At 71.3% G+C, this 26,122-nt stretch carries 23 protein-coding genes and 1 riboswitch; of the genes, 14 read left to right on the top strand and 9 right to left on the bottom strand.

Going from position 1 to position 26,122, the window contains the following annotated elements:
* Window positions 1-77: 77 nt before the first annotated feature.
* The 10 genes from AC4H2S_RS08880 to AC4H2S_RS08835 all read left to right on the top strand — a co-directional run bounded on the left by AC4H2S_RS08880 (window position 78) and on the right by AC4H2S_RS08835 (window position 11,291).
* Window positions 78-1,877, top strand: a complete 1,800-nt coding sequence (locus AC4H2S_RS08880) for an AMP-dependent synthetase/ligase (protein WP_491496593.1) — start codon at window positions 78-80, stop codon at window positions 1,875-1,877.
* 292 nt (window positions 1,878-2,169) lie between these two features.
* On the top strand, window positions 2,170-2,946 hold the full coding sequence (gene cpaB / locus AC4H2S_RS08875) for a Flp pilus assembly protein CpaB (protein ID WP_491496592.1): 777 nt from the start codon (window positions 2,170-2,172) through the stop codon (window positions 2,944-2,946).
* Complete coding sequence (locus AC4H2S_RS08870) at window positions 2,943-4,190, top strand: CpaE/TadZ family protein (RefSeq protein ID WP_491496591.1); 1,248 nt, start codon at window positions 2,943-2,945, stop codon at window positions 4,188-4,190. Before cpaB ends, AC4H2S_RS08870 begins: the two co-directional genes overlap by 4 nt.
* Window position 4,191: 1 nt before the next feature.
* Entirely contained in the window at window positions 4,192-5,619 is a 1,428-nt protein-coding gene (locus AC4H2S_RS08865; RefSeq protein WP_491496590.1) for a TadA family conjugal transfer-associated ATPase, read from the top strand.
* Window positions 5,616-7,526, top strand: coding sequence for a type II secretion system F family protein (locus AC4H2S_RS08860; protein WP_491496589.1), 1,911 nt, complete (start codon window positions 5,616-5,618; stop codon window positions 7,524-7,526). Before AC4H2S_RS08865 ends, AC4H2S_RS08860 begins: the two co-directional genes overlap by 4 nt.
* A gap of 4 nt (window positions 7,527-7,530) precedes the next feature.
* Window positions 7,531-8,457, top strand: coding sequence for a type II secretion system F family protein (locus tag AC4H2S_RS08855; protein WP_491496588.1), 927 nt, complete (start codon window positions 7,531-7,533; stop codon window positions 8,455-8,457).
* A 16-nt stretch (window positions 8,458-8,473) separates the two neighbouring features.
* Window positions 8,474-10,042: a histidine kinase gene (locus AC4H2S_RS08850; protein ID WP_491496587.1), complete on the top strand. Its 1,569-nt coding sequence runs from the start codon at window positions 8,474-8,476 to the stop codon at window positions 10,040-10,042.
* Window positions 10,017-10,664: a response regulator gene (locus AC4H2S_RS08845; protein WP_491496586.1), complete on the top strand. Its 648-nt coding sequence runs from the start codon at window positions 10,017-10,019 to the stop codon at window positions 10,662-10,664. Before AC4H2S_RS08850 ends, AC4H2S_RS08845 begins: the two co-directional genes overlap by 26 nt.
* A gap of 183 nt (window positions 10,665-10,847) precedes the next feature.
* Window positions 10,848-11,045, top strand: a complete 198-nt coding sequence (locus AC4H2S_RS08840; protein ID WP_491496585.1) for a Flp family type IVb pilin — start codon at window positions 10,848-10,850, stop codon at window positions 11,043-11,045.
* Between the two features lie 81 nt (window positions 11,046-11,126).
* Window positions 11,127-11,291 (top strand): Flp family type IVb pilin, encoded by a 165-nt coding sequence (locus AC4H2S_RS08835; protein WP_491496584.1) that lies wholly within the window; start codon window positions 11,127-11,129, stop codon window positions 11,289-11,291.
* A 73-nt stretch (window positions 11,292-11,364) separates the two neighbouring features.
* On the opposite strand, the gene AC4H2S_RS08830 is transcribed toward AC4H2S_RS08835, so the two are convergent.
* The 5 genes from AC4H2S_RS08830 to AC4H2S_RS08810 all read right to left on the bottom strand — a co-directional run bounded on the left by AC4H2S_RS08830 (window position 11,365) and on the right by AC4H2S_RS08810 (window position 15,725).
* Complete coding sequence (locus AC4H2S_RS08830) at window positions 11,365-12,552, bottom strand: hypothetical protein (RefSeq protein ID WP_491496583.1); 1,188 nt, start codon at window positions 12,550-12,552, stop codon at window positions 11,365-11,367.
* Between the two features lie 79 nt (window positions 12,553-12,631).
* On the bottom strand, window positions 12,632-13,621 hold the full coding sequence (locus tag AC4H2S_RS08825; protein WP_491496582.1) for a C40 family peptidase: 990 nt from the start codon (window positions 13,619-13,621) through the stop codon (window positions 12,632-12,634).
* Window positions 13,622-13,651: 30 nt separating this feature from the next.
* Window positions 13,652-13,786, bottom strand: a riboswitch (cyclic di-AMP (ydaO/yuaA leader).
* Between the two features lie 140 nt (window positions 13,787-13,926).
* Window positions 13,927-14,133 (bottom strand): hypothetical protein, encoded by a 207-nt coding sequence (locus AC4H2S_RS08820; protein ID WP_191196838.1) that lies wholly within the window; start codon window positions 14,131-14,133, stop codon window positions 13,927-13,929.
* A 64-nt stretch (window positions 14,134-14,197) separates the two neighbouring features.
* Window positions 14,198-15,439: an NYN domain-containing protein gene (locus AC4H2S_RS08815; RefSeq protein ID WP_491496581.1), complete on the bottom strand. Its 1,242-nt coding sequence runs from the start codon at window positions 15,437-15,439 to the stop codon at window positions 14,198-14,200.
* Between the two features lie 10 nt (window positions 15,440-15,449).
* Entirely contained in the window at window positions 15,450-15,725 is a 276-nt protein-coding gene (locus AC4H2S_RS08810; protein ID WP_491496580.1) for a hypothetical protein, read from the bottom strand.
* 112 nt (window positions 15,726-15,837) lie between these two features.
* On the opposite strand from AC4H2S_RS08810, the gene AC4H2S_RS08805 reads away from it, so the two are divergent.
* Window positions 15,838-17,628 (top strand): DEDD exonuclease domain-containing protein, encoded by a 1,791-nt coding sequence (locus tag AC4H2S_RS08805; RefSeq protein ID WP_491496579.1) that lies wholly within the window; start codon window positions 15,838-15,840, stop codon window positions 17,626-17,628.
* 7 nt (window positions 17,629-17,635) lie between these two features.
* Here the strand turns inward: AC4H2S_RS08805 and AC4H2S_RS08800 are convergent, their stop codons facing one another.
* Complete coding sequence (locus AC4H2S_RS08800) at window positions 17,636-17,914, bottom strand: Lrp/AsnC family transcriptional regulator (RefSeq protein ID WP_491496578.1); 279 nt, start codon at window positions 17,912-17,914, stop codon at window positions 17,636-17,638.
* A gap of 334 nt (window positions 17,915-18,248) precedes the next feature.
* Between AC4H2S_RS08800 and AC4H2S_RS08795 the strand changes: the two genes are divergently transcribed.
* On the top strand, window positions 18,249-22,220 hold the full coding sequence (locus AC4H2S_RS08795; RefSeq protein ID WP_491496577.1) for an Ig-like domain repeat protein: 3,972 nt from the start codon (window positions 18,249-18,251) through the stop codon (window positions 22,218-22,220).
* 40 nt (window positions 22,221-22,260) lie between these two features.
* Window positions 22,261-22,884, top strand: a complete 624-nt coding sequence (locus AC4H2S_RS08790; protein ID WP_491496576.1) for a hypothetical protein — start codon at window positions 22,261-22,263, stop codon at window positions 22,882-22,884.
* Window positions 22,885-22,915: 31 nt separating this feature from the next.
* Here the strand turns inward: AC4H2S_RS08790 and trpD are convergent, their stop codons facing one another.
* From trpD to AC4H2S_RS08775, 3 genes are read right to left on the bottom strand one after another with little or no spacing between them, the layout of a single operon-like run.
* Entirely contained in the window at window positions 22,916-23,944 is a 1,029-nt protein-coding gene (trpD, locus tag AC4H2S_RS08785) for an anthranilate phosphoribosyltransferase (RefSeq protein ID WP_491496575.1), read from the bottom strand.
* 43 nt (window positions 23,945-23,987) lie between these two features.
* Window positions 23,988-24,404 (bottom strand): Rv3143 family two-component system response regulator, encoded by a 417-nt coding sequence (locus AC4H2S_RS08780; RefSeq protein ID WP_491496574.1) that lies wholly within the window; start codon window positions 24,402-24,404, stop codon window positions 23,988-23,990.
* A gap of 48 nt (window positions 24,405-24,452) precedes the next feature.
* Window positions 24,453-25,388, bottom strand: coding sequence for a cytochrome c oxidase assembly protein (locus tag AC4H2S_RS08775; protein WP_491496573.1), 936 nt, complete (start codon window positions 25,386-25,388; stop codon window positions 24,453-24,455).
* A 66-nt stretch (window positions 25,389-25,454) separates the two neighbouring features.
* On the opposite strand from AC4H2S_RS08775, the gene ctaE reads away from it, so the two are divergent.
* Window positions 25,455-26,105, top strand: coding sequence for an aa3-type cytochrome oxidase subunit III (gene ctaE, locus AC4H2S_RS08770; RefSeq protein ID WP_491496572.1), 651 nt, complete (start codon window positions 25,455-25,457; stop codon window positions 26,103-26,105).
* The last annotated feature ends 17 nt before the right edge of the window (window positions 26,106-26,122 follow it).

Below are 26,122 nucleotides of genomic sequence, written 5' to 3'. Positions count from 1 at the left end.
GCCACCGGGCCTGCGCCCGGCGGAAGTCCGGGGGATAGCCTGCGGATCGCAGTCCACCATCTCCAGGAGGTTCCACCGTGCGTGAGTACTCCACGCCGCTCTCCATCTCGATCCCCACCACGGGGAACCTCACCGACGACGTCGTGACCAACGCGCGCGACTTCGCGGAGACGGCTGTGTTCAGCCGCCCCACCGACGACGCCGGCTGGGTCGACGTCACCGCGGCCGAGTTCCATGACGACGTCCGCGCCGTCGCCAAGGGGCTCGTCGCCGCAGGCGTGGAGATCGGCGACCGGGTCGCCCTGCTGTCCAAGACCCGCTACGAGTGGACGCTCCTCGACTACGCCATCTGGTTCGCCGGCGCCGTGACGGTGCCGATCTACGAGACGTCCTCCGCCGAGCAGATCGGGTGGATCCTCCAGGACTCCGGCACGCGGGCCGTCGTCGCCGAGGGCCCCGACCACCTCGCCCGGGTGCGTGAGGCGCGCCGGTCCAACGACCTCGCCGAGCTGCAGCACGTGTGGTCGCTGCAGGACAACGCCGTCGACGTGCTGCGCCGGCTCGGCTCCGACATCTCCGACGAGGTGCTGGAGCAGCGGCGCACGGCGGCGACGCCGCTCGACCTGGCCACCCTGATCTACACCAGCGGCACGACGGGCAAGCCCAAGGGCTGCATGCTCACCCACGGCAACTTCATGTTCGAGCTCGGCGTGGCCGTCGACGAGCTCGCGGAGCTCTTCGACACCGAGGACGCCTCGACGCTGCTGTTCCTGCCGCTCGCCCACGTCTTCGCGCGCATCATCCAGGTGGGCTGCGTGAAGAGCCGCGCCAAGATGGGCCACAGCTCCGACATCAAGAACCTGGTGGCCGACCTCGGAGAGTTCCGACCCACCTTCATCCTGGCCGTGCCCCGGGTGTTCGAGAAGGTCTTCAACAGCGCCTCGCAGCGCGCGACCGCCGACGGCCGCGGGAAGATCTTCGACCGCGCGGCGGACGTCGCGATCGCCTGGTCGCGCGCCTCCGACGGCAAGCGGGTGCCCGCGCGCCTTCGCGTCCAGCACGCGCTCTTCGACCGGCTCGTCTACGCCAAGCTGCGCCAGGCGCTGGGCGGCAGCTGCCGCTACGCCATCTCCGGCGGCGCGCCGCTGGGCGACCGGCTCGGCCACTTCTACCGCGGCATCGGCGTCCCGGTGCTCGAGGGCTACGGCCTCACCGAGACCACCGCCGCCCTGTCGGTCAACCTGCCCGACGCCACGAAGATCGGCACCGTGGGACGCCCGTTCTCCGGCACCAGCGTGCGCGTGGCCGACGACGGCGAGCTGCTCTTCCGCGGCGGCCAGGTCTTCGCCGGCTACTGGGGCAACGAGGAGGCCACCGCCGAGGCGATCGACCGCGACGGCTGGTTCCACACCGGCGACGTCGGCGAGGTCGACGACGAGGGGTTCGTGCGCATCACCGGCCGCAAGAAGGAGATCATCGTCACCGCCGGCGGCAAGAACGTCGCGCCGGCCGTGCTGGAGGACCGGCTGCGCGCGCACGCGCTCATCGACCAGTGCCTCGTCGTGGGCGACGGCCAGCCCTTCATCGGCGCGCTGGTCACCATCGACCGCGAGACCTTCCCCGCCTGGGCGGAGCAGCACGGCAAGTCCCCCGACCTGAGCACCCTCGTGGACGACCCCGACCTGGTCGCGGCGGTGCAGGAAGCCGTCGACGAGGCCAACAAGGCGGTGTCGAAGGCGGAGTCGATCCGCAAGTTCACCATCCTCCCCGATGAGTGGACCGAGGAGGGTGGCCAGCTCACCCCCAGCCTCAAGCTCAAGCGCCGCGTGGTCATGCGCGAGACCCGCGACGAGATCGAGGCTCTCTACCTCGGCTGACGCCGCCCCACTGGCCCGGCCATGACCAGGTCGGACTAGTCACTTCGGGCCATGCCCGCACGACCATCGGGTGGTTTGCGAGGTTTAGCCCTCGCCCCGCATCGCAGGCCCCTAGATTCCTTTCGCTGGGGATCATCCGGGACCCCCGACGACCTGCGAGAGGGGTGCAACCCGCGTGTCCGCACACAGCCTCAGGCCCCGCGCACGTCGGCAGCATCCTGCCCGTACGCCGTCGTCCCCGGCCCCGGTCATGTGACCCCGCACGGACTCCCCCTCCCCGAAGGAAGAACCCATGGCCCGCCGTTCTGTACTACTCGCAGTCGCGCTCGTCATCGCGCTCGTCGGCACCGCCCTCATCGTGCTCTACGTCCAGGGCATCGACAAGCGGGCCGTCGCGGGCCAGGAGCTGGTCGAGGTGCTCGCGGCCACCGACACCATCGACGCCGGCGAGTCGGTGGCCGCGGCGATGGAGGCGGGCAAGTTCGAGGAGCGGCGAATCCGGCGCGAGGACGTGGTCGACGGCGCACTCTCGTCCACGGGCTCCATCTCCGACCTCGTCGCACTCGGCACGATCTACGCCGGGGAGCAGGTGATCGCCCCCAAGTTCGGCACGCTCAGCGACACCGAAGGGCTCCTGATCCCCGACGACAAGGTCGCCATCTCGGTCGAGCTCAGCGACCCGGCCCGGGTCGCCGGCTTCGTCAACCCCGGCTCGGTCGTCGCGATCTTCCTCTCGGCTGATCCGGTCCTCAAGAAGCCCGACGGGACGGAGCAGACGCTCCCGCCCTACACGCGCCTGCTGCTCCCGAAGGTGCAGGTCATCGGCGTCGGGACGTCCAGCATCTCCGCCAAGACGACGACCACCGACGCCGGCGAGCAGATCGTCGAGCAGGTGCCCCGCGCCATCCTCACCCTCGCCGTGGACCAGAAGCAGGCCGAGAAGGTCATCTTCGCCGCGCGAAATGCCGAGATCTCCTTCGCGCTCCTGTCCGAGGACTCGAACGTTGACGACGGACCGGGCGTGAGCGCCGCCGACCTGATGCCCGAGATCTTCCGGACAGCGTCGTGACCGCGATTGTCGAGTCGGATCGCGGGCAGCTCGCCCTGCTCCAGGCGATGCTGCACGGCTCCCGCGCCTTCGGCACGATGGAGGAGCTCGGCGACCACATTCAGGCCTCCCCCACGGAGTTCGCGGTCGTGATCGGCCCGTCCATCACCTCGGAGGACGCCTCGACGCTCGCCCAGTGGGCGCGGGTCAACCGCCCGGACCTCGGCGTCATCCTCCTGCGCCACGAGGTGGACAGCAACGCGCTGTCGCTGGCGCTCCGCTCGGGCATGCGCGAGGTCGTGGCCGCCAAGGACCTCGCCGGCATCACCACAGCGGTCCAGCGTGCACGCAACGTCGCATCGGCGATCGCCCAGACCCTGGAGGGCGAGGTGCAGGCCGCCACGCAGAGCGCCGTGCAGTCGGCCCAGGCAGCGGCCGCCGCCGCGACCGAGGCGGAGAACGCACCGCGCGGCAAGGTCGTCACCGTGTTCGCGACGAAGGGAGGCGTGGGCAAGAGCCTCGTCGCGACCAACACCGCGGCAGCCCTGGCGGACCTGGGGCACGAGGTGTGCATCGTCGACCTCGACGTCAACAACGGCGACGTCGCGATCATGCTCCAAGCCACCCCGATCCGCACCGTGGGGGACCTCATCGCCTTCAACGGCGACATCGACGCATCGGCGGTCCAGTCCCTGGTGACCCAGCACTCGCCCGGGTTGTCGATCATTGCCGCGCCGGTGCACCTCGACGCCGTCGACAAGGCGACCAGCGAGGACGTCGGCAAGCTGCTGGAGACGCTGCAGGCGATGTACGACTTCGTCGTCGTCGACACGTCGGGGTCGTTCGACGACCTCGCCCTCGCCTCGCTTGACCGCGCGGCGACGATCGTGCTGGTCGCCACGCTCGACATCCCGTCGCTCAAGGGACTCAAGCTGGCCACCGGCACCCTCGACCTGCTCAACTTCGAGCGCAGCTCGTGGAAGCTCGTCCTCAACCGCGCCGACGCGAAGGTGGGGCTGAGCGTCGACGAGTTCGAGTCGACGGTGAAGCTCAAGGCCGACCACTCGCTGGAGTCGAGCCGCGACGTGCTGGCCTGCGTCAACCGCGGCGAGGCGATCGTGCGTGCCCACCCCCACCACGCCAACAGCAAGGCCATCAAGGCGCTCGCTGCCTCCTTGGCGGCGACGATCGCCCCGACGGTACCCGCCCAGACGACCGCCGAGAGCCGGAAGCCCGCTGGCCGTCTCCGACTGAGGAAGGCCTGACGTGAGCCTCACCGACCGCTTGGCTGCCGCCCGCTCCCGCGCCGACGCCCCCGCCGCGTCCACGGCCACCGGCCCGGCCGGGGCCACGCCCGCCGACCCGGCGAAGGTGCCCGCCGTCCCCGCCGCTGCGACACGCAAGAAGACGACGGGTGCCGACCCGTTCCTCGACGTCAAGCGGGTGGTGCACGCCCAGCTGGTCGAGGCCCTGGGCCCGAAGCTCTACGACGTCCACATGACGCACAGCGAGCTCGAGCAGCAGGTGCGGATCGCGCTGCAGAAGGCCATCGGCGAGACCGAGCGCCCGATGTCGTCGACCGACCGGACACGGGTGTCGCAGGAGATCGCCGACGACATCTTGGGCTACGGGCCCATCGAGCCGCTCCTGCGGGACTCCAGCCTGTCCGAGGTCATGGTCAACGCCTACGACTCCATCTACGTCGAGCGCGGTGGCAAGCTCGTCAAGGTGGACACGTCGTTCTCCGACGAGGCCCACCTGCGCCGCACCATCGACAAGATCGTCAGCAAGATCGGCCGCCGCGTCGACGAGACCAGCCCCATGGTGGACGCCCGCCTGCCCGACGGCAGCCGCGTCAACGCCATCATCCCCCCGCTCGCACTGGACGGCTCGAAGCTCACCATCCGCAAGTTCTCCGAGGACCCCTTCACCGTCGAGGACCTGATCCGCTTCGGCAGCCTGAGCCGCGCGTCCGCGAGCCTGCTCGAGGCCTGCGTCCGCGGGCGGCTCAACATCCTCGTCTCCGGAGGCACCGGCGCCGGCAAGACGACCACCCTCAACGTGCTGTCGTCGTTCATCCCCGAGGACGAGCGCATCGTCACCATCGAGGACGCCGCCGAGCTCCGGCTCGGGCAGGACCACGTGCTCCGCCTCGAGTCGCGACCGCCGAACATCGAGGGCAAGGGCGCGATCCTGATCCGCGACCTGGTCAAGAACTCCCTGCGCATGAGGCCCGACCGCATCGTCGTCGGTGAGATCCGCGACGCCGCCGCGCTCGACATGCTCCAGGCCATGAACACCGGCCACGACGGGTCGATCTCCACCCTGCACGCCAACACCCCGCGCGACGCGCTCGCCCGTCTCGAGACGATGGTGCTGATGGCCGGCATGGACCTGCCGGTGCGCGCCATCCGCGAGCAGGTGTCGAGCGCGGTCGACCTCATCATCCAGCAGACCAGGCTCAAGGACGGCACCCGTCGCATCACCGCGATCACCGAGATCGTCGGCATGGAGGGCGACATCATCACCACCCAGGACGTCTTCCTCTTCGACTACAACGCCGGCGTCGACGAGAACGGCAAGTTCCTCGGCCAGCTGATGTCGACCGGGCTGCGCCCGCGCTTCCTCGAGCGTCTGCAGGACCACGGGGTCCGGGTCGACCCCGCCGTCTTCATGACGGGCGCGCGAGCATGAGGACGGAGCTCCGGCGGGTGGTCGCCGCGACGATCGCCGGCTCGTTCCTCGCACTGGGCAGCGCCCTGCCCGCGCAGGCCAGCAACGAGATCAACATCGACCACGTGGAGTCCACCTCCGGCCGCGTCTCGATGCTGGTGTCCGCGGACGGCCTGCCGAGCGGCAGTGTCGTCGACGGCGACACCCTCTCCGTGCTCGTGGACGGCAACCCCGTCCAGGCGAGCGTGGAGACCGCCGACACGGGCGGGATCCAGCGCTCTACGGTCCTCGTGCTCGACACCAGCGCGAGCATGGAGAAGGGCGACAAGTACGACGCCGCGATCGCCGCCGTCAACGCCTACCTGGAGGCGACACCGCCTGAGATTGCGGTGGGCCTGGTGACCTTCGCCGGCAAGGTCAAGGACCGCATCGCTCCCACCGCCGACCGCGCAGCGGTGCTGGCGGCGGTCGAGGACGCCAAGCTCTCGAAGGGCACCAGCGTCTACGACGCGATCGACGCCGCGCGTGAGCTGCTCGGCGACGACGGTGCGCGGTCGCTGCTGGTCCTGTCCGACGGGTCGGACACCAACAGCGTGACGACCCTCGACGTCGCCACGGGCGGCGCCGTGGAGGCTGGTGTCGTCGTGGATGTGGTGGCACTGCACGGAGCCGGTCAGGACGAGCGAGCGAGCACTCTCGCTGACGGCACCGGTGGCCGTGTCATCCCGGCCGACCCCGACGCCTTGAGCGCCGTGCTTGCCGAGCAGGGTGACGCCCTTGCTCACCAGCTCGTGGTCAGCTTCGAGGTCCCCGACGGCATCGAGGGCGAATCGTCGATCGACGTGAAGGTCAGCAACGGCGACGAGACATTCTCCGACTCGGCCTTCGTCTCGCTCGGCGCCGTCGCGGTCGAGATCCCGGACGTCGTGCAGACGGGCAAGGCGCTGGTCAGCACGCCGGTCATGCTGATGGGGGCGCTCGCGGTGTTCCTCGGGCTCGGTGGTGTCCTCGTGATCGCCCTCACCGGACCGCGTGGACCCTCGACCGCCGAGTCCCGCCTCGACGCCTACTTCGCGGGCACCGACCGTGGCTCGGGAACCACCCGGCGGAAGAAGAAGAGCGCCACCGAGGCAACGAGCCTGCGTCAGTCCGCGCTCGCGGTGACCGACAAGGTCGTCAACGCCGACCTCGAGACGAAGATCTCCCGCCGGCTCACCGGTGCCGGATCCGCATTGACGGCGTCGGAGTGGCTCCTCCTGCACGCCGGGATCGCGATAGGGGCAGCGTTCGCCGGATTCGTGTTGGGCGGCCCCGCACTGGCAGCCTTGGGTCTGCTCCTCGGCGCCATCGCGCCGTGGTTCTACCTGAGGTGGCGGCACGGCCGTCGGCTCAATGCCTTCAACGGCCAGCTGGCACAGACCCTCGGCCTGATGGCGGGCGGCCTGCAAGCCGGACTGTCATTGCCGCAAGCGGTCGACACCGTGGTGCGCGAAGGGCACGAGCCCATGGCCGGGGAGCTGCGGCGGGCGCTGGTCGAGCAGCGTCTCGGTGTCGACATCACCGACGCGCTTGCCGGCGTCGGCGACCGGATGGACAGTGAGGACTTCGGGTGGGTCGTGATGGCCATCCGGATCCAGCGCGAGGTCGGTGGCAACCTGGCCGAGATCCTGCACACCGTCTCCGACACCCTGCGGGAGCGGGAGTACCTCCGTCGCCAGGTGAAGGCCCTGAGCGCCGAAGGGCGGCTCTCCGGCTACATCCTCGTCGGCCTGCCGCCCCTCATCTTCGTCTACATGCTCTTCAGCAACCGAGAGTACGTCGCCGTGCTCTACACCACGGGAATGGGGATCGCCATGCTCGCTGCGGCCGGCACCCTGCTCTGCATCGGCTCCTGGGCCATGTCCAAGCTCGCGACAGTGAAGGTGTGACCTGATGCTCCTCATGCTGGGTGCCGTCCTCGTCTTCGTGGCACTGACCCTGTGCCTGTCCACCATCGGCGTCCTAACCGGCGAGCGCCGCGGTGTTGCCCGATCGGTCGCCGCGATCCAGGCGATGGACCGGGCGCCCGACATCGTCAAGCAGGAGCTCGAGCGCCCGTTCGCCGAGCGCGTGCTCGGTCCCCTCGGCGACCAGCTGGTCGGCACGGGACGCAAGCTGGTGCGGGCCGACACCGCGAAGAAGCTCCACTACCGGCTCAACGTCGCGGGCAACCCGGAGGGGTGGGACGTCAACCGGCTCATCGGCCTCAAGGTGCTCGGGATGTCGGTGCTCGGCGGCGTGGGCCTGCTCTACCTGCTGGGCATGGACCTGCCCTTCTACCGCGTGGTCGGGGGCACGGCACTCATCGCCTCGTTCGGCTACTGCCTGCCCAACCTGCTGCTCTACAACGCGGGCCAGAAGCGGGAGACGTTGATGCGCAACGCCCTTCCCGACGCGATCGACCTGCTCACGGTGTCGGTCGAGGCCGGTCTGGGCTTCGACGCCGCCGTCGAGCGGGTGGCCCGCAACACCACCGGGCCCCTGTCGGAGGAGTTCGCGCGGCTGCTGCAGGAGATGCAGATCGGCGTGGGCCGGGTCGACGCGATGCGCGCCATGGCCGAGCGGAGCTCGCTGGAGGACCTCAAGTCGTTCTGCCTGGCCATGGTGCAGGCCGACAGCCTCGGCATCCCGATCGGTCGCGTGCTGCGCATCCAGAGCTCCGAGATGCGCACCAAGAGGCGCCAGCGCGCTGAGGAGAAGGCGCAGCAGGTGCCGGTGCGGATGATGATCCCGCTGGTCCTCTTCATCCTCCCCTGCCTCTTCATCGTCATCCTCGGACCGGCCGGGATCCAGATCGCCGACACGTTCAGCAAGACGTGACCTCGCCATGACACCGATGGCGCCGCTGGACACAGGGGTCGTCCGTCCGGCGCTGCAGTCGTGGCGCACGACGACGGCTGTCCGCGTCTTCGCCACCGCCCTGACCGCAGGGACCGCGCTCCACGCCGGAACGCTGGTGGAGTCGGCGCCGCTGGTGGTCGTGCTCGCGCTCGTCGCCGCCGTCACCTCCGTGCTCGAGTGGATGACGCGCAGCCGTCCCACGCACTGGCACGCGGTGGCTGAGGCGGTCGCCGTCACGGCGCTCATCGTCGCCACGCGCTCCACCGCCGAGCTGGGGGCCTACCTGGCCGTGCCCCTGATCGTCGCCGGCGTGCGCCACGGCCTGGTCACCACCCTCAACGTCACGCTCGTCTCCGCCCTCACCCTCGGCGCCGCCATCGCCGCCGACCCGGCCGACGACGCGCTCGCACGCGCGGCCGACGCCGCGCCGTGGTTGCTGATGGGGCTCGGCGTGGGCGTGCTGGCCAGCTGGCAGTCCCGGTCCACGCGCACCCTGATGGCCCGGCAGGCCCCCCACGCGGCGGCCTACCAGCTGATGGAACGGGTCCACGAGCTCGCCAGCTCCGGTGACCTCGGCCTGGACACCGCCTCGCTGGCGATCGATCTCGACGCGGCCATGCGGGAGTCGACCGGATGCGCGCGCACCACCGTGCTGGTCGCGGATCCCGACGGCACGCTCCGTTCACTCCACGGCGAGGACGACCTGCGCCGGCTGGTCCCCGAGATCCACCTGCCGCGCGCCGAGCGCACCCCCGGAACCGCGGTCGTCCCGCTGCGTGGCGCGCAGCAGACGCTGGGCTACTGCGTGCTGGTGGGCGTGCCGCGGTGGACGCACGAGCTCGACGAGCGCGCCCTCGAGGTGGCCGACGAGTTCGCCGTGCGCCTCGACACCGCCGTGCTGTTCGACGACGTGCGTGCGTTCGCCACGTCGGAGGAGCGCAACCGGATCGCCCGCGAGATGCACGACGGCGTCGCCCAGGAGATCGTCGGGCTCGGGTTCCTCGTCGACGAGATCGAGGCGGTCAGCGACCATCCGGAGACCCGGGAGCTCGTCACCGCGCTGCGCACCGAGATCACCCGCCTCGTGTCCGAGATCCGGTTGTCGATCTTCGACCTGCGCCACGAGGTCGCCGACGGCCGGCTGGCGGCATCGCTGTCCGACTACGCGCGGGAGGTGGGCCACGCGACCGGGCTGCGGGTGCACCTGTCCCTCTCCGAGTCCGGCCCCCCGCTGTCCCCACGACACGCCACCGAGGTGTTGCGTGTCGCCCAGGAGGCCATGTGCAACGTGCGCAGGCACGCACGGGCCGACAACCTCTGGGTGACCTTCGACACCGACGGCACCCGCCTCCGCCTCGAAGTCGCCGACGACGGAGTCGGCAACGCCGGACCCCGTGAGCGCCACTGGGGCCTTCAGGGCATGCGCGAGCGTGCCGAGAGGGTCGGCGCAGCTCTGGACGTGGCCCCACGCCCAGGCGGCGGAACGCTCGTCACCCTGCGGTCGCACGAGACCGCACCTCACGAAGGAGGAACCGTGCATGGGCATCACCGTGTTGCTCGTTGACGACCACGAGCTGATCCGTCAGGGCCTCGCCCGGGCGTTCGAGCGTGACGACGACATGAGCGTCGTCGGCCAGGCCGGGAGCGTCGCCGACGGGGTCGCGGCGTGGGCCGACCTCCGACCCGACGTCGTGGTGACGGACCTCCAGATGCCCGACGGCCATGGTCTCGACGTCGTGCGGGCAGTCCGGAGGACGAGCGAGTCCACGGGCCTCGTCGTGCTGACGATGCACGCCGGTGACGACCAGATCTTCGCTGCCATGGAGGCCGGCGCCTCCGCGTTCGTCGGGAAGGACAGCAAGGCCTCCGACGTGGTCAGCGCGGCCAAGCACGCCGCCGTGGCGCCACGGACCTTCCTGTGCGCCGGGCTGAGCGCGGCGATGATGAGACGGGCCGCGGGTCCGTCCACGCCGCGGCTGTCCGGGCGCGAGGAGGAGGTGCTGGTCCTGCTGGCCGAGGGCCTGGGCACGGGTGAGATCGCCGGCCGGATGTACCTCAGCGAGTCGACGGCGAAGACGCACATCACGCACATCTACCAGAAGCTCGGCGCCGCCAACCGGGCGCAGGCCCTGGTCACCGCGATGCGGATGGGGCTCCTGGACCGTCACTCGCCCACGAGGTTCTGACCGCGCTCCGACAGGGGCGAGCCGGTGGTCCGACGAGACATGGGCGACTAGTCACAAGGGACTACTCACGTGCGGCCGATCACCCGATTCGCCGGGTGCGGGAAACGACGAGGATTCTTCATGACGGGTCCACCGGGGCTCGGACATCCGGACTCATCATCCACACTTCAAGGGGTTATCACCATGATCCAGTTCCTCACCATCATGCTCAACGCTCGTCGTGACGAGGAGAAGGGCGCCACCGCCGTCGAGTACGGCCTGATGGTCGCGCTGATCGCCGTCGCCATCATCACCGTCGTCGCCGCCCTGGGCGACAACCTCGCCGGCCTCTTCACCAACGTCGGCAGCGAGATCAAGGACAACAGCACCCCCAAGCCGTGACCCAGTGGCTCTGAAGGGTCCGCCGCCGCACACACGGTGGCGGACCCTTCTGCCTCTTCAGACCTCACAGGAAGGACTCTCATGGAGAAGCTGCACGCGGCGCGCGACGAACGCGGCGCAACAGCCGTCGAGTACGGCCTCATGGTCGGCTGCATCGCCGTCGCCATCATCATCGCCGTCATGGCGTTCGGGCTGACGGTCAGCGACCTCTTCCTGATCCCCGCCGAAACCTTCGACGGTCCCTGAGCTGGGCGGTGACGGGCCTCCCCGCTCGCCGGGCACTCACTGCACGTCCTGAAGGCGACCGCCCGGTCGCCTTTCAGTGCTTCCTGGCCGCGTCGACCAGGGCCTGGAGCCGGTGACGCCACCCGGCGGCGAGCCCGTCGGCCGTGAGGCCGGCGCGCCGCAGGGCCGTGGCCGGCGACCGCCCTCCAGCGGCCGCGTCGTAGAGGTCGACCAGGCCCTGCTCCCCCAGCCGCTCCGCGACGATCCGGCACGCCAGCCACGCCTCCTCGTAGCGAGCCTGGAGATCACTCCCCCGCGTGTCGAAGTCCGCGGCCGCCGGCAGCGATCGCGGCACCCCGTCGCGCCGGACCGCCTCGATCGCGCGGCCGAGGGCGACCGCGTCGGGCAGCTGCGTGTCGCGCAGGGCGACGTAGTCGGCGAACCCCTCGAGCAGCCACGGCTCGACCGGCCTGCGCACCGCCTGCGTGGCGACGTGGACGAGCTCGTGGCTCATCACCACCTGGGCGCCGGCGGGGCGCAGACCGTCGGTCACGTCGGGGTTGACGAACACGTGCACCGGCCCCCGCTCGTCCGCCCCGTCACCCGCCGCCGCAGTGACGGCGGCTATCCCGGCGTAGGTGCCCGACCCGACGCCCAGCGCCGCCTCGAGGCCCGCGCCGGAGGCGGGGACCTCCACCACCACGGGCGCGGTCCACCCGGGCAGCACCCGGCGCACGACCTCGATGCCGCGCTCCACCCGCTCCCGCACGACCTCCGCCTCGCCACGGGACCCCTCCGACATCACGAGCACGCCGGGCGCGCGCGCCACCGACAGCTCCGCTCGCAGCCAGAGGGGCAGCCGGGCGCCCGCTCCCGCCTGCCCACCGAACCCCGCGATGGCGAGCCGATCGCCGTCGGGCACGAACCGCACGACCACCTCGCTGCGCGCGGGTGCCTCGTCGTAGCCGCGGAGCCGCCACGTCAGCTCGGCCACCCCCGTCCACGACCCGTCCGCGGCCACCGCGCCCCGCTGGTCGACGTAGCGAGCGGTGACCGCGGTGAGGTCGAGCGACCGCGCATTGGTCGCGACGGCGGACATCAGGGCCTCGGCCGCGGGTGCGCCGGGGGGCGCCAGCCGCCTGAGGGCGGCGACGTCGCGCTGCTCCACGCCGTCGACGAAGGCCGCCAGGGCGGCGGCGGCGCCGGCCGGGCTCGCCCGTGGCCCCTCCACCAGCCCCTCCACCGACTCCGGCGGGGCCACCTCGTGGCCCACGTCGCGCACGAGGACGACCGCGACGACCAGGCACAGCGAAAGGCCGGCCGCCCACAGGAGTGGACGACCGGCCTTCGCGGAGTGCGTGTCAGCCAGGACGGACCGCGCCGACGTAGGGCATCGAGTGGAGGCCGGAGACGACGACCCCGGTGCCCGGGTTGGCGGCGTGGACGATCATCCCGTTGCCGATGTACATGCCGACGTGGCTGATCGGGCTGTAGTAGAAGACCAGGTCGCCGGGCTGCAGGTCGCTCGCGGCGATCCGCGGACCGGAGCCGAACTGCGCGCTGGAAGAGTGCGGGAGCGACACGCCGGCCTGCGCCCACGCACGCATGGTCAGGCCGCTGCAGTCGAACGCGTTCTCGCCCATGGCGCCGTAGACGTAGGCGTCGCCGACCTGGGCCATGGCGTACTGCACGGCGGCGGCGGCACGGCCCGAGGCGGGCACCGAGCTCGGCGTGCGCACCGTGGTGCTGCGCGAGGCGAGCATCCGCTCGCGCTCCTCGGCCTCGAGGTCGGCGAGCAGCTCCTTGGCCTCGGCGAGCTTGTCGTCGACGGTGTCCTTCTCGGCGCTCAGCTGCTCGGTGAGCTCGGCGATCTCGTCGGTGCGGTCACTGGTGGCCTCACGACGGATCTCGAGGGCCTGGAGCTCGGTGTCGTAGTCGGACAGCAGCGAGGACTGGAGGTCGTTGAAGGACGACATCGTCGAGAGCGAGTCGAGGAAGGCTCCCGGGTCCTCGGAGACGACGATCTGGCCCATGGTCGAGATGCCCTCGCCCTCGAGCTGTCGCACGACGGCGTCGGAGACCTGGTCGCGGACGGCGCCGAGACGCTCGTCCTGGCGCTCCTGGTCGGCCTTGAGCCCGCGCAGGTCGCGACGGAGGTCGGCCAGGTCGAGGCGGGCGTCGTGCAGGCGCTCCTGGGCGGCCTCGGCCTCGTGGTAGAGACGGTCGACACGGACCTTGACGTCGTCGATGTCGGGGTCGGCCTGCGCGGGGGTCGCGGGCACGAAGGCGATGGCAGCGATCGCGGAGAGACCGATGACGGTCGCACCAACTCGCTTGCGGGTGTGAGCCACGAGCGGGGGAACTCCTCGGGGTGTCGTACGCCTACCAGGTGAGCTGACGGGTTCGGCACGACTGGCCTACCCCTGCTCCTCGTGCCGCTCGCGCGGCACGCCTCGCAGGGGATTCACCCCAGGGGGAAGTGTGGTTCCCCGGCTCGCGGACCACGGGTGATGCGGGGGTGTGGTCCACGACTCGGCGCGACGCCCGCGCGGGCCGGGTGACCCACTGCCACGGACGTCAGCCCACACCATAGGCCGCTCATGGGGCCGCCGCCAATCTTCGCCGCCGATTGAGGACGAGCGTGTCCTGGCGAGCCTCACGCCGACTCGATGACCGGGCCGGCCACGGGCTCCACCAGCCGCAGCGGCGGCACCAGCCCTCCCGAGGCCAGCACGTCGAGCGCGGCCATCTCGTCGTCGTCGATGGTCAGCTCGGGCGGCGGCCCGAGGAGCACTGTCACCACGCAGTCGTGGCAGTGCAGCCCGCGCACCACGCAGGTGTCGCAATCGATCCGTGTCGTCATGCCCCGAACGGTGACAGGGGCCACCGACAACGCCTCGGGGAGCGGCGCGCGCCGGCGTGTCGGGCTAGGAGCCGAGAAGGCCGAGCAGGGCCGCGACCGGCATCGTGCGGGCGCCGTCGCGGGCGACGTCGCGGCCCACCGCGCGGTCGTCGGTCACCACCACGACCACGCGGCCGCGCGGCTCGGCCGCGACGAGCTGGCGGATGACGTCGTCGGCGATGACCCCCTGCGGGCTGAACACGACCCTGACCCCGCGCGGGGCCGGCATGGCCGTGCGCACCGTGGACTCCGCGGCGTCGAACACCACTGTCGTCTCCGCCCCGGTCCGCGCGACGAGCGCACCCAGCGCGGCGACCAGCCGGCTGCGCTGGGCCTCGAGGCTCGCGGTCGGCCACCTCTCCTTGGTCACGTTGTAGCCGTCGATCACCAGCCGGGCGCGGGGCAGCCCGAGCGTCTGCTCGAGGAGCGCAGGCGACGCAGGCGCGCTCGACACCGGCGCGCCGACGACGCCCGCGAGCGCCGACTCGACCGCGTCGCCGGGACTGCCCGTGACGGCCGGGAGCGCCAGCTCGCGGCGCAGACCCGTGGCGGCGTCCACGACCGCGTCGAGGAGCAGGCGGGCCCGCACGGTCGCGGCGTCGCGGCCGGAGCGGGCGTCGCGGCGGCTGGCCGCCAGACCCGACTCCGCCTCGTCGAGCTGCGCGCGCAGTCGTCGGACGTCGGCCTCGGCGGTGCGGGTCGCTCCCTCGGCCGCCGCGAGCGCCTCGTCGCGGGCGGCGTAGGCCGCGTCGCGGGCCTCCTCGGCGGCACGCAGCACGCCCCGGGCCTCGCCGAGGCGCTGGCGCAGCACCTTGTGCTCGGCCTTGGCGCGGGCGAGCTCCTCGCGGTGCTCGGCCCGCACCGCGCCCAGCTCCGCCTGGAGCGCGACCACCTGCGCGGCCAGGCGAGCGTGCTCGGCCTGGACCTGCTCGTCACGGGCCCCGTCGCGACCCAGCGAGTCCGCCACCTCGGCGACGACGGCCTCCCACCCCTCGTCCCGGGCCAGCCAGGCTCGAGCGGCGACGTCGACCGGGTCGTCGGGGTCGGCCGGCAACGCCGCCACCTGGACGGCCGCGTGCTCGCGGAACGCGTCGTCGTCCAGCGCCGACCAGATCGCGGCGGCACCGAGCCGGGCACGGCGGGCGGGTGCGAACCCGGCGACCTTGCGCAGCGCCGGCGGCACCGGCGTGACGGAGGGGAGGACGGCCGAGACCATCGCGACCACACGCAGGCGCAGCCGCTCGGGCAGTGCTGCGGGGCCGGTCACGGCGGGCTCGTCACCCGGCGGCGGGGTCGCCGGCGGTGTCGGCGGAGGCACGGTCGACGACCTCGATCGCGTCGCTGCGACCGCACCAGCGGCACGACACCGTCTCGACCGCCTCGGAGCGCACGGTCTCCTCCTCCACCTGGTGCTCGCCGGCGAGGTCGAAGTGCCAGTACTCCGTCGTGCGACGGGTGCGCGTCACGTCGAAGCGGGTGAGGTTGCCGCAGCCGGCACAGCGCCACCGCTCGCCGTCGCCGGGTACGCGGAGGTCGGCGGTCTGCTCGGGCACGGGTGGCTCCTCGTGGGTCGGGCCCGGGTCGGGCCGGGTCTGTCGGGCGCGGTCAGCGTAGTCCGCGCGCCATCACCGCCGATGTCGGATCCCACGTCTAGCGTCGTGCCACATGAGCACCACCGCCCACCGCCCGACCCGGGAGCGGTCCCGTTGGGAGGCCCAGCGCAGCTTCGACGAGCTGGGGCGGCCGCTGCGCGACCTGACGTTCTGCGTGGTCGACCTCGAGACCACGGGCGGCTCCGCGGCGGGCGGCTCGATGATCACCGAGATCGGCGCGGTCAAGGTCAGGGGTGGCGAGGTGCTCGGGGAGTTCCAGACCCTCGTCAACCCGCACGCCGAGATCCCGGCGTTCATCGCCGTGCTCACCGGCATCAGCAACGCGATGGTCCACGACGCGCCGCCGATCGAGTCGGCGCTCCCGGCGTTCCTCGACTTCGCCGCCGGGTGCGTGCTCGTGGCCCACAACGCGCCCTTCGACGTCGGCTTCCTGCAGCACTTCTCGCGCCAGCAGGGTCGCCCGTGGCCGAAGTTCGAGGTGCTCGACACCGCCAAGCTCGCCCGGCGGGTGATCACCCGCGACGACGCGCCCAACTGCAAGCTGTCGTCGCTGGCCAGGCTCTTCAACTCCACCACCACGCCCAACCACCGCGCGCTCGCCGACGCCCGCGCCACGGTCGACGTGCTGCACGGGCTGATGGAGCGGCTCGGCGGCCTGGGCGTCCACACGCTCGAGGAGCTGCAGACGTTCTCCTCCCGGGTCAGCACCGCGCAGCGGCGCAAGCGCCACCTCGCCGAGGGCCTGCCCCATTCCCCCGGCGTCTACCTGTTCCGCGACGAGCGCTCGCGCGTGCTCTACGTCGGCACGTCGAAGGACCTCCGCACCCGCGTCCGGACCTACTTCACCTCCTCGGAGACCCGCACCCGGATGGGCGAGATGGTCGGCCTGGCCGAGTCGGTGACCGGGATCGAGTGCGCCACGCCGCTCGAGGCCGAGGTGCGCGAGCTGCGACTGATCGCCGAGCACAAGCCGAAGTACAACCGTCGCTCGCGGTTCCCCGAGAAGGTCCACTTCGTCAAGCTGACCCGTGAGGCCTGGCCGCGGCTCTCCCTGGTGCGCAAGGTGCTCGACGACGACGCCGACTACCTCGGCCCGTTCTCGTCGAGGAAGACGGCGGAGAAGTGCCTTGCCGCGCTCCACGAGACCTTCCCGGTGCGGCAGTGCAGCGGCCGGCTGCCGCTCGCGCCGTCCCGCTCGGCCTGCGTGCTGGCCGAGATGGGCCGCTGCCTGTCTCCCTGCGACGGCTCCACCGACGCCTCGGCCTACGCCGCCGTGGTGCGCCAGCTGCGCGACACGCTGCTGCGCGACCCGCAGGAGGTCGTCGAGGCGATCAACCAGCGGATGACCGCGCTGGCCGACCGTGAGCGCTTCGAGGAGGCGGGGGTGCACCGCGACCGGCTCGCCACCTTCATCCGTGCCGCGGCCCGCACCCAGCGACTGTCCGCGCTGACCCGGTGCGCGGAGATCGTGGCGGCCCGTCGCGAGGACGACGGGCGCTGGTCGGTGCACGTCGTCCGGTTCGGCCGCCTCGCGGCGGCGGGGCGGATCCCCGCGGGCGCCGACGCCCACCAGTACGTCCGCGAGCTCAGGTCGAGCGCCGAGACGGTCGCCGGCGCGCCCGGCCCGGTGCCCGCCGCGACCGCGGAGGAGTCGGAGAAGGTGCTGCGCTGGCTGGAGTCGTCGGGCGTGCGGCTCGTCGACGTCGACGGCGAGTGGGTCTGCCCCCTCAGCGGAGCCGCCCGACACCTCGCGCTCTACGACGCGGCCAACCAGTCGCGGCTCTCGCTGGTGCCCTTCGACGAGCAGCGCCTGCCGTCACCGGTGCACCGGCCGGTGCGCTGACGAGGAGTCAGTCGAGGCCGATGCTGAAGGCCGCCTCGAGGTCGTGCCGGGAGTAGGTGCGGAAGGCGATGTGGGTCTCCGTCTCGGTGACGCCGTCGACCTTGTTGAGCCGGTCGGCGACGACGGCAGCCACGTCCTCGTGCTCACGCACGCGCACCAGGGCGATGAGGTCGACCTGCCCGGTCACTGAGTAGACCTCGCTGACCCCGTCGAGGGAGGCGATCGCCTCGGCCACCTCGGGGATGCGCGCGACGTCGGCCTTCACGAAGACGATGGCGGTGATCATGGCCTCACCGTAGCGTCCGCGCGCGTGTCGGCCGATCGGGCGGAGCCCCTAGTCATTTGTGACCACCGGAACCGATTCCGGGACCCGATGGCCTCCGCGCGACCTAGCGTGGCGGCGTCTGAGCCACGCCACGAGGGGACCTCCGGGGATGTCACGAAAGCTTGTCGGATCATTCGCGCGCGCTGCGGCGATCGCCGGTCTGTGCCTGGGGGTCCTGGTCGCTCCCGCGCAGCTGACGCACGCAGCGCCACCGGCACCGACCAGCCTGACCGCCCAAGGAGCGCCCATCCCGACTCTGTCGTGGGATGCGCAGCCGGGCGCGACCAGGTATCGGGTGCAGGGCTCGGAGAGCTCCTCGTTCGCCTCCCTCCTGTTCAACCAGGAGACGACCGCCACCTCCTACACCCCGGCCCGGGTCCTGCGGGCTGGCGCGCTCCACTGGCGGGTCCAGGCCGTCGACAGCAGCGGCGCGAGCGGCTGGACCGTGTCGTCGGTCGACATCGGCGATCTCGTCAAGCCGTCCAACGTGGTCGTGTCCCCCGGCGAGCGGGTGCTGCCGCCGGTCTCTCCCCCGATCATCTCGTGGGACGCCGTTCCGGGCGCCGTCTCCTACGAGGTGGAGATGGACGCCGAGGGCGATGGTGTCGGCGGATCCGTCAAGGACGTCAAGACGACCACCTACGTGTGGCCGGATCCCCAGGGCGTCGGGGAGCGCCAGGGGACCGAGGACTTCTTCGTGCGCGTGCGGGCGAAGTTCGACAACGGCCTGCAGAGCGAGTGGACCGCCTACACGAGCTACGACGTCACCCAGCTGCCGCCGGTGACGTCGTCCACCTGCAGCCCCGGGCTCGTCTGCGCTCCCGACCGGGCCAGCGGGATCCGTCCACGCGTGGAGGTGCAGGACGTCGTCTTCGACTGGGACCCGGTCAAGGGTGCCAAGGAGTACGAGATCTGGGTCGCGCTCGACCCCGACTTCAACACCCAGATCGAGAAGCGCAAGGTCCTCTCGACCCGCTACTCCCCCATGACGACCTACGACAACAACACCTACTACTGGAAGGTGCGGGCCTACAACGCCGCCGGCGAGCCGACCCCGTGGCCCGCCGCCCCGAGCGTGTTCGACCGGCGCTGGCCCTTCAAGCCGTCCCTGGTCTACCCCCCCGTCTCCTCGACGCCCGTCGGCGACGACGTCTACTACCAGTGGACACCCGTCCGACACGCGACGCGATACGTGCTCGAGGTCGGCAACGACGAGAACTTCACGCCGGAGACGTTCGAGTCGTGCGCGACACAGTCCACGACCTACGTCCCGGGATCCGCGAACGGCCGGTGCATGCCTTCGCAGGGCACGACCACCTACTGGCGTGTCCGAGCGTTCGACGGACCCCGTTCCCCCCAGGTCAACGGCGTCTACTCCGACGCCGGCCGTTTCGTGTACGACAGCGGCCGGATCCAGCCCATCTCGCCTGCCAACGGCAGCACCGTCGCCGTGCCGACCTTCCGCTGGCAGCCGAGCCCGGACGCCAACGCCTACCGCATCACGCTGACGGGCGCTGCCGGGACGGTGACGGCCACGACGTCCGCCCTCTCCTGGACCCCGACCGCTGCGCTTCCCTCCGACACCGACACCGAGGACCCCGCGCGCAATCCCGACCTCTTCACCTGGCAGGTCGCCGCGATCGACGGCGACAACCGAGTCTCACCGACCTTCACGATGGGCACCGTCCGGGTCCTCGAGGATCCGGTCGCTGCCGGCACCACGCCGCTGGCACCCCTCCCGCTCGCGTCGAACCAGATCACCTCACGGTTCCCCGCCCTTGCGTGGGAGCCGATCGCGTCGACCGTCGACGCCCCCGTCTACTACAAGCTCCGCGTCTCCGAGACGGAGGGATACGTCCTTCCGGAGAGCACCACCCCCATCCTGTCCACGAAGCTCGCCTACCCCGCAGTGACGGACCTCTCCACGTACTTCCTCCGGCCGGGCACCAGGACCTGGTGGGTCGAGGCGTTCGACGCGAGGACGAACGCCCGCCTGGGCACAGGCCAGAGGTCCACCTTCACGATCGAGGCGCCCACCCGTGCCGCCGGGCACCAGGTCGCCCTCGACGGACGTTCGGTGGACTCGGGGCACTCGTGCACCAAGCGCCTCGTCGTGGTCGGCGGCGTCACCGACGAGCAGACCGTCTGCATGGGCATGTCGGCCACTCCGGTCCTCGACTGGGAGTCCGTCCCCGGCGCCGGCGGCTACCAGGTCTACGTCGCCGAGGACCCCGACTTCACCAACCTCGTCTACGACGGGGTGCAGACGATCTCCTCGCGGTTCACCCCGGCCGAGCACCACAACCCGAGCGCCCTCCCCGACAACGAGTCGGGGTCCGCGTACTACTGGTACGTCCGTCCCTGCACACGCGTGATGTCGACGCACAACTGTGGCCCCGGGCCCACCGGTCAGATCGACTCCGGCGCAAGCGCGTTCCGCAAGGTCTCCCCGCGGGTGCAGCTCGAGTCGCCGTCCGCGGACGCCACGCTGGCTGACCAGCTGACGTTCCGGTGGACCGACTACCACCTCACCAACCAGGCGGCGCCGCCCGTCTACGGCGGATCGGTCGCGCCCTACCAGACCGCGCAGCGCTACCGCCTCCAGGTCGCGCAGTCGGCCACCATCACCGACAGCAACACCATCGACGATGTGCTCGTCGATCAGGCCACCTACACCGCCTTCACCAAGACCTACCCCGAGGGCGACCTGTGGTGGCGCGTCCAGGCCATCGACGGCAACAACAACCGTCTCTCGTGGTCCGAGACGCGCAAGATCGTCAAGGCGACCCCGGCGACCAACCTCGACCCCGGCACCGCCGCGGCGCCGGAGCGAGGCGTCGTCGACCCGGCAGCCCTCCCCGCCTTCAACAGCCGTCAAGCGGCGGGAAGCACGCTATTCAGGTGGAGCGCCGAGGACTACGACGCCTCGTGGGAGCTGCAGGTCTACAAGAACGACGACACGGTCCCGTCCTCAGGCAACCTGGTCTTCTCCACCGCCACCAAGCAGGCGGCCTTCGTCCCGGCGACTCCCCTCGCCGCGTCGTCGGAGCCCTACCGCTGGCGCGTGAGGCGCACGGACGTGGGCGGCAAGGCGGGGCGCTGGTCCGACCTGGGTCGGTTCTACGTCGACCCGCTCCCGGTGCAGCTCACCAGTCCCACCGACCAGGCCTCCGTGCAGCCCGTCGGAACCGCCTTCCGGTGGGCGAGCTACGGCCACGCTGCCGCCCGTGCCGCCAAGTACACGATCGACATCGAGCCGGCGAGCAGTGGGGCGACCAATCCACCCGCGGTGACGACGGCCGCGACTGCCTGGACGTCCCCGGCCAACCTGGCCGACGGCACCTACACCTGGTCGGTCAGGGCGCTCGACGTCGCCGGCAACAGCATCGGCTCGAGCCCGACCTGGACCTTCACGGTGGACGCCGGCCTGCGCGCGATCACGCCGGCCCAGATCACGGCACCCGAGGGGTCGTCGGTGGGCAAGACGCTGACCAGCGTGGCCCCACTGTGGAACCAGGCCGACGTCCAGGTCACCTACCAGTGGCTGCGCAACGGATCCGCGATCCGCAACGCGGTCGGACCGGCGTACACGCTCACGACCGACGACTACAACCGAGTCGTGTCCCTGCGCGTGACGGGAGCCAAGGCCGGCTACGTCAACGGTCAGTCCGTGAGCAACGAGATCAGCGTGACGGCGGGAGGCGCGCTGCAGAGCGCGGGTGCGCCCACCATCACCGGCTCCGCGAGCCCCGGAGGAAGCCTACGGGCGACCACCGGGTCGTGGTCTCCCGCAGCGACGACCTTCCGCTACCAGTGGCTCCGGAGTGGGGTCGCCATCCCGGGCGCGACGAGCGGCAGCTACCGCGTCACCTCGGACGACGCCGGCAAGGACGTGTCTGTCACCGTGTTCGCCTCTGCGGCGGGATTCAGCGAAGGAGCAGCCACCGCGGCAGCCGTCGCCGTGGCCCGGCTCGGGTCCACCGCGGCCGGCGCGCTCAAGGCGTCGCGCGTCAAGGTCGGCAAGCGGGCGAAGCTGACCGTCACGATCACCGTCACCGGCCTCAGCACGCCGAGCGGCGTGGTGCAGGTCCTCGACAAGGGCAAGAAGATCGCCCAGTTCACGATGGCCCCCGTGCACAAGGGCAAGAAGACGCTCAAGCTGCGCAAGCTCGCCAAGGGCAAGCACCGTCTGCAGGTGGTCTACCTGGGCAACGGACAGGTGTTCGGCTCGAAGTCGAAGAAGATCGTGCTCTACGTCATCAAGTGATCCCGCCGGCGGTCGGGTCACGGCGGGATAGTCTCCCGCCGTGACCTGGCTCGCCGACCACTGGCTCGACCTCCTCGGCTGGGGCGGCAGCGCCCTGCTCGTCTACTCGCTCCTCCAGGCCAGCGTGCTGCGCCTGCGCGTGCTCAACGCGGTCGCGTGCGTCATCCTCATCGTGTTCAACGCGACGCTCGAGGTGTGGCCGATGGTGGGCATGAACACCGTCCTCGTCGCCATCAACGCGTGGTTCGTCGTCCGGATGCTGCGCGAGCGGCACGACGAGTCCGCCTTCGAGGTGCTCGAGGTCGGCCCGTCCGACGCCTACCTGCGCCACACGCTCAGCGTGCACGGCGCCGACATCCTCAGGTTCAACCCGTCGTTCGCCCACGACCCGGGCGAGGACCAGGACGCCTTCCTCGTGCAGAAGGGCAACGAGACGGTCGGCGTGGTGCTCCTGCGCAGGCACGGCGACACGGCGGACGTGCTGCTCGACTACGTCACCCCGCGCTACCGCGACTTCTCCCCCGGTGAGTTCGTCTGGCGCAAGAGCGGGCTCCTGGCCGAGCGTGGCATCCGGCGCGTCGTGACGCCGCCCGGGATGGTCGGCGCCTACTACGACCGTCTCGGGTTCCGGCGCGAGGGACGGTCCTACGTGCTCGAGGTCTGAGCCCGGGTCCGCGCCCGGGCCTGATCGAGCCTCAGCGCGACGTGGCCTCGACCCACCGCTCGAGCGCCGACCGGGCGGCACCGGAGTCGATGGCCTCGGCGGCCTTCGCGACGCCGGCCGCGAGGGCGGCCTCGACGTCGCCGCCGGGTGCGTCGTGGACGGCGAGCGCGGCGCCCGCGTTGAGCACCACGGCGTCGCGCACCGGCCCCTGCTCACCGGCCAGGACACGGCGTACGACGTCGGCGTTGTGGGCGGCGTCGCCCCCGCGGAGGTCCTCCGTGGTGGCACGGGCCATGCCGAGCGCGGCGGGGTCGACGGTGCTCTCCACGACCCGGCCGTCGTGCACGTGCCACAGGGTCGAGGTGGTCGTGGTGGTCAGCTCGTCGAGCCCGTCGTCGCCGCGGAACACCCAGGCGTCCACACCGCGGCCAGCGAGGACGCCGGCCATGACCGGCGCCATCCGGGCGTCCGCGCACCCGATCGCCTGGGCCTGCGGGCGGGCCGGGTTGGTCAGCGGCCCGAGGATGTTGAAGGTCGTGGCGATGCCGAGCTCGCGGCGCGGCACGGCCGCGTGGCGCATGGCGGGGTGGAAGGCAGCGGAGAAGCAGAACGTGATGCCGGCCTCCTCGGCGACCTCGGCGACACGCGCCGGGGTGAGGTCGAGGCGGATGCCGAGCTCCTCGAGGACGTCGGCCGAGCCGGACTTCGACGACGCCGAGCGGTTGCCGTGCTTGACCACGCGGGCCCCGGCACCGGCCGCGACGATCGCGGCCATCGTGGAGATGTTGACCGACATGGACCGGTCGCCCCCGGTGCCGACGACGTCGAGCAGCCGCCCGGGCACCGAGATCGGGTTGGCCGCGGCCAGCATCGCGTCGGCGATGCCGGAGACCTCCTCGACCGTCTCGCCCTTCGCGCGCAGCGCGACCACGAGGCCGGCGAGCTGGACGGGGGTCGCCGCGCCGGCGAAGACCTCGTCCATGGCCCACCGCGCCTGCTCGGTCGTCAGGTCGTCACCGGCGACGAGCGTGGAGAGGACGTCGGGCCAGGTGTGGGACATGGGGATCAGGCTAGTGGCGCGCGGCAGCGCCGCCCGAGCGGTGTCAGGAGGTGGCCGGGACCGACGGCTTGAGGAGGCCGACGACGGCCTCGGCGAGCTGGATGGGGTCGATCGGGTGCGGCACCGCGGCCTCGGCACGCGACCACGTGGCCAGCCAGGCGTCCTGCGGACGACCGGTCAGCACCACGACGGGCGGGCACTGGTAGATCTCGTCCTTGAGCTGCTTGGCGATGCCCATGCCGCCGGCGGGGACCGCCTCGCCGTCGAGGATCGCGAGCGCGATGTCGCCGCGGTCCATGTTCTGCAGGACCACCGGCTCGGTGGCGACCTCGACGTACTCGAGCTCGGGCATGTCCGGGTGCGGGCGGCGGCCCAGCGCCAGGATGACCTGCTGGCGGGTGTTCACGTCGTCGCTGTAGACGAGGACCTTGAGCGAGCGGTCTGCGGCGGCATCAGTCACGGGAGGCATCGTAACCGTCGCCCTCCCGAGCCCGCGTGGAGGCATGCGTCACAGTGTGAGCCGGTCGGGTGCCCGTCGCTCGGCCAGGTCGAGCCGGCGGTCCTCGCGGGCCGCCTCCTTCATCGACGAGCGCACCCACTGAGTGAAGAGCACGCCGAAGAACAGCACCCCGATCAGGTCCCCGCTGGCCCACAGGATGCCGCCGGCCAGGTGCTGGTCGTCGAGCACCGGGGGCAGCCACCCGCCCATCGGCCCCTCCCGGAGCGCGAGGTAGTGCTCGGCGCCGATCAGCCTGGACTGCCCCATGATCGTCACGCCGAGGAACGCGTGGAAGGGCAGCGTCATCAGCGTGAGGAGCACCCGGAACGGGTGGCTGACCCGGCCCGGCACCGGGTCGACGCCCATGAGTGGCCAGAAGAAGAGCGTGCCGACCAGCACGAGGTGGATGTGCATCATCTGGTGCACGTAGGACGAGCTGAGGCTGGCGTCGTACCACGGGCTGAAGTAGAGCGCCCACGGCGACAGGACGTAGAGGGCGAACGCGAGCGGGGGGAAGGCCAGGACCTTCGCCACCCGCGAGTGCAGCACCGCGAGCAGCCACCGCCGCGGGGCCCCGGGCAGGGTGCGGAGGGCGAGGGTCACCGGCGCGCCGAGCGCCAGGGCCAGCGGCACGACCATCGACAGCACCATGTGCTGGACCATGTGCACGCTCAGCAGGGTCGTGTCATAGATCCCCAGGCCCGACATCGTGGCGAAGCCGAACGACCCCATGCCGAGGCCGACGAACGCCAGCGTGCGTCCGAGCGGCCAGCGATCGCCGCGGCGCCGCAGCACGGCGACTCCGAGGAGGTAGAGCCCGATCGCCCAGACCATCACCACGAACGGGATCGGGTCGATCCCCCAGTCGGTCAGCACCCGCCCGGGCGTGAATCGGGGCAGGACCTCCGTGGTGTCCGAGGAGAGGGCGGAGAGGGTCGGCAACACCCTGTGAACTCTATGTCGGACCAACACAGGGGGTCGGGGTGCCCCTCGTCCTCGCCAACGGCCATAATGATCTTCGTGGCGACAGCAACTGCGACGATTCCGGCCTCCCGTCTTCACGGGCACCACGACCGACCCAGCATGGTCAGCGTGGGGACGATCATCTGGCTCGCGAGCGAGCTCATGTTCTTCGCGGCGCTGTTCGCGTCCTACTTCACCATCCGGGCGGTGAGCCCGGAGCTGTGGGCGCAGGAGACCGACAAGCTCAACGTGCCGTTCTCCACGGCCAACACCGCGATCCTCGTGGCGTCGTCCTTCGCCTGCCAGTGGGGCGTCTTCGCCGCCGAGCGCGGCCAGGTCGGGCGCACCGGCAAGCTGTACAACATCGCCAAGTGGGGCCTGCGCGAGTGGTTCGTCCTCACCTACGTCATGGGCGCCATCTTCATCGGCGGACAGGCGCTCGAGTACGCCGAGCTGATCGAGCACGGCGTCACCATCCAGAGCTCGGCCTACGGCTCGATGTTCTACCTGACCACCGGCTTCCACGGCATCCACGTGGCCGGCGGACTCATCGCCTTCCTCTTCGTCCTCGGCCGCACCTATCTCGCGCGGCGCTTCACCCACGAGCAAGCCGTGACCGCGATCGTCGTGTCCTACTACTGGCACTTCGTCGACGTGGTCTGGATCGGCCTGTTCTTCATGATCTACGTCATTCAGTAAGCACCGAAACCGCAACC

It is taken from the genome of Nocardioides sp. Z13_37 (assembly GCF_058355585.1).
This window is presented reverse-complemented; position numbering and strand designations above follow the sequence as displayed.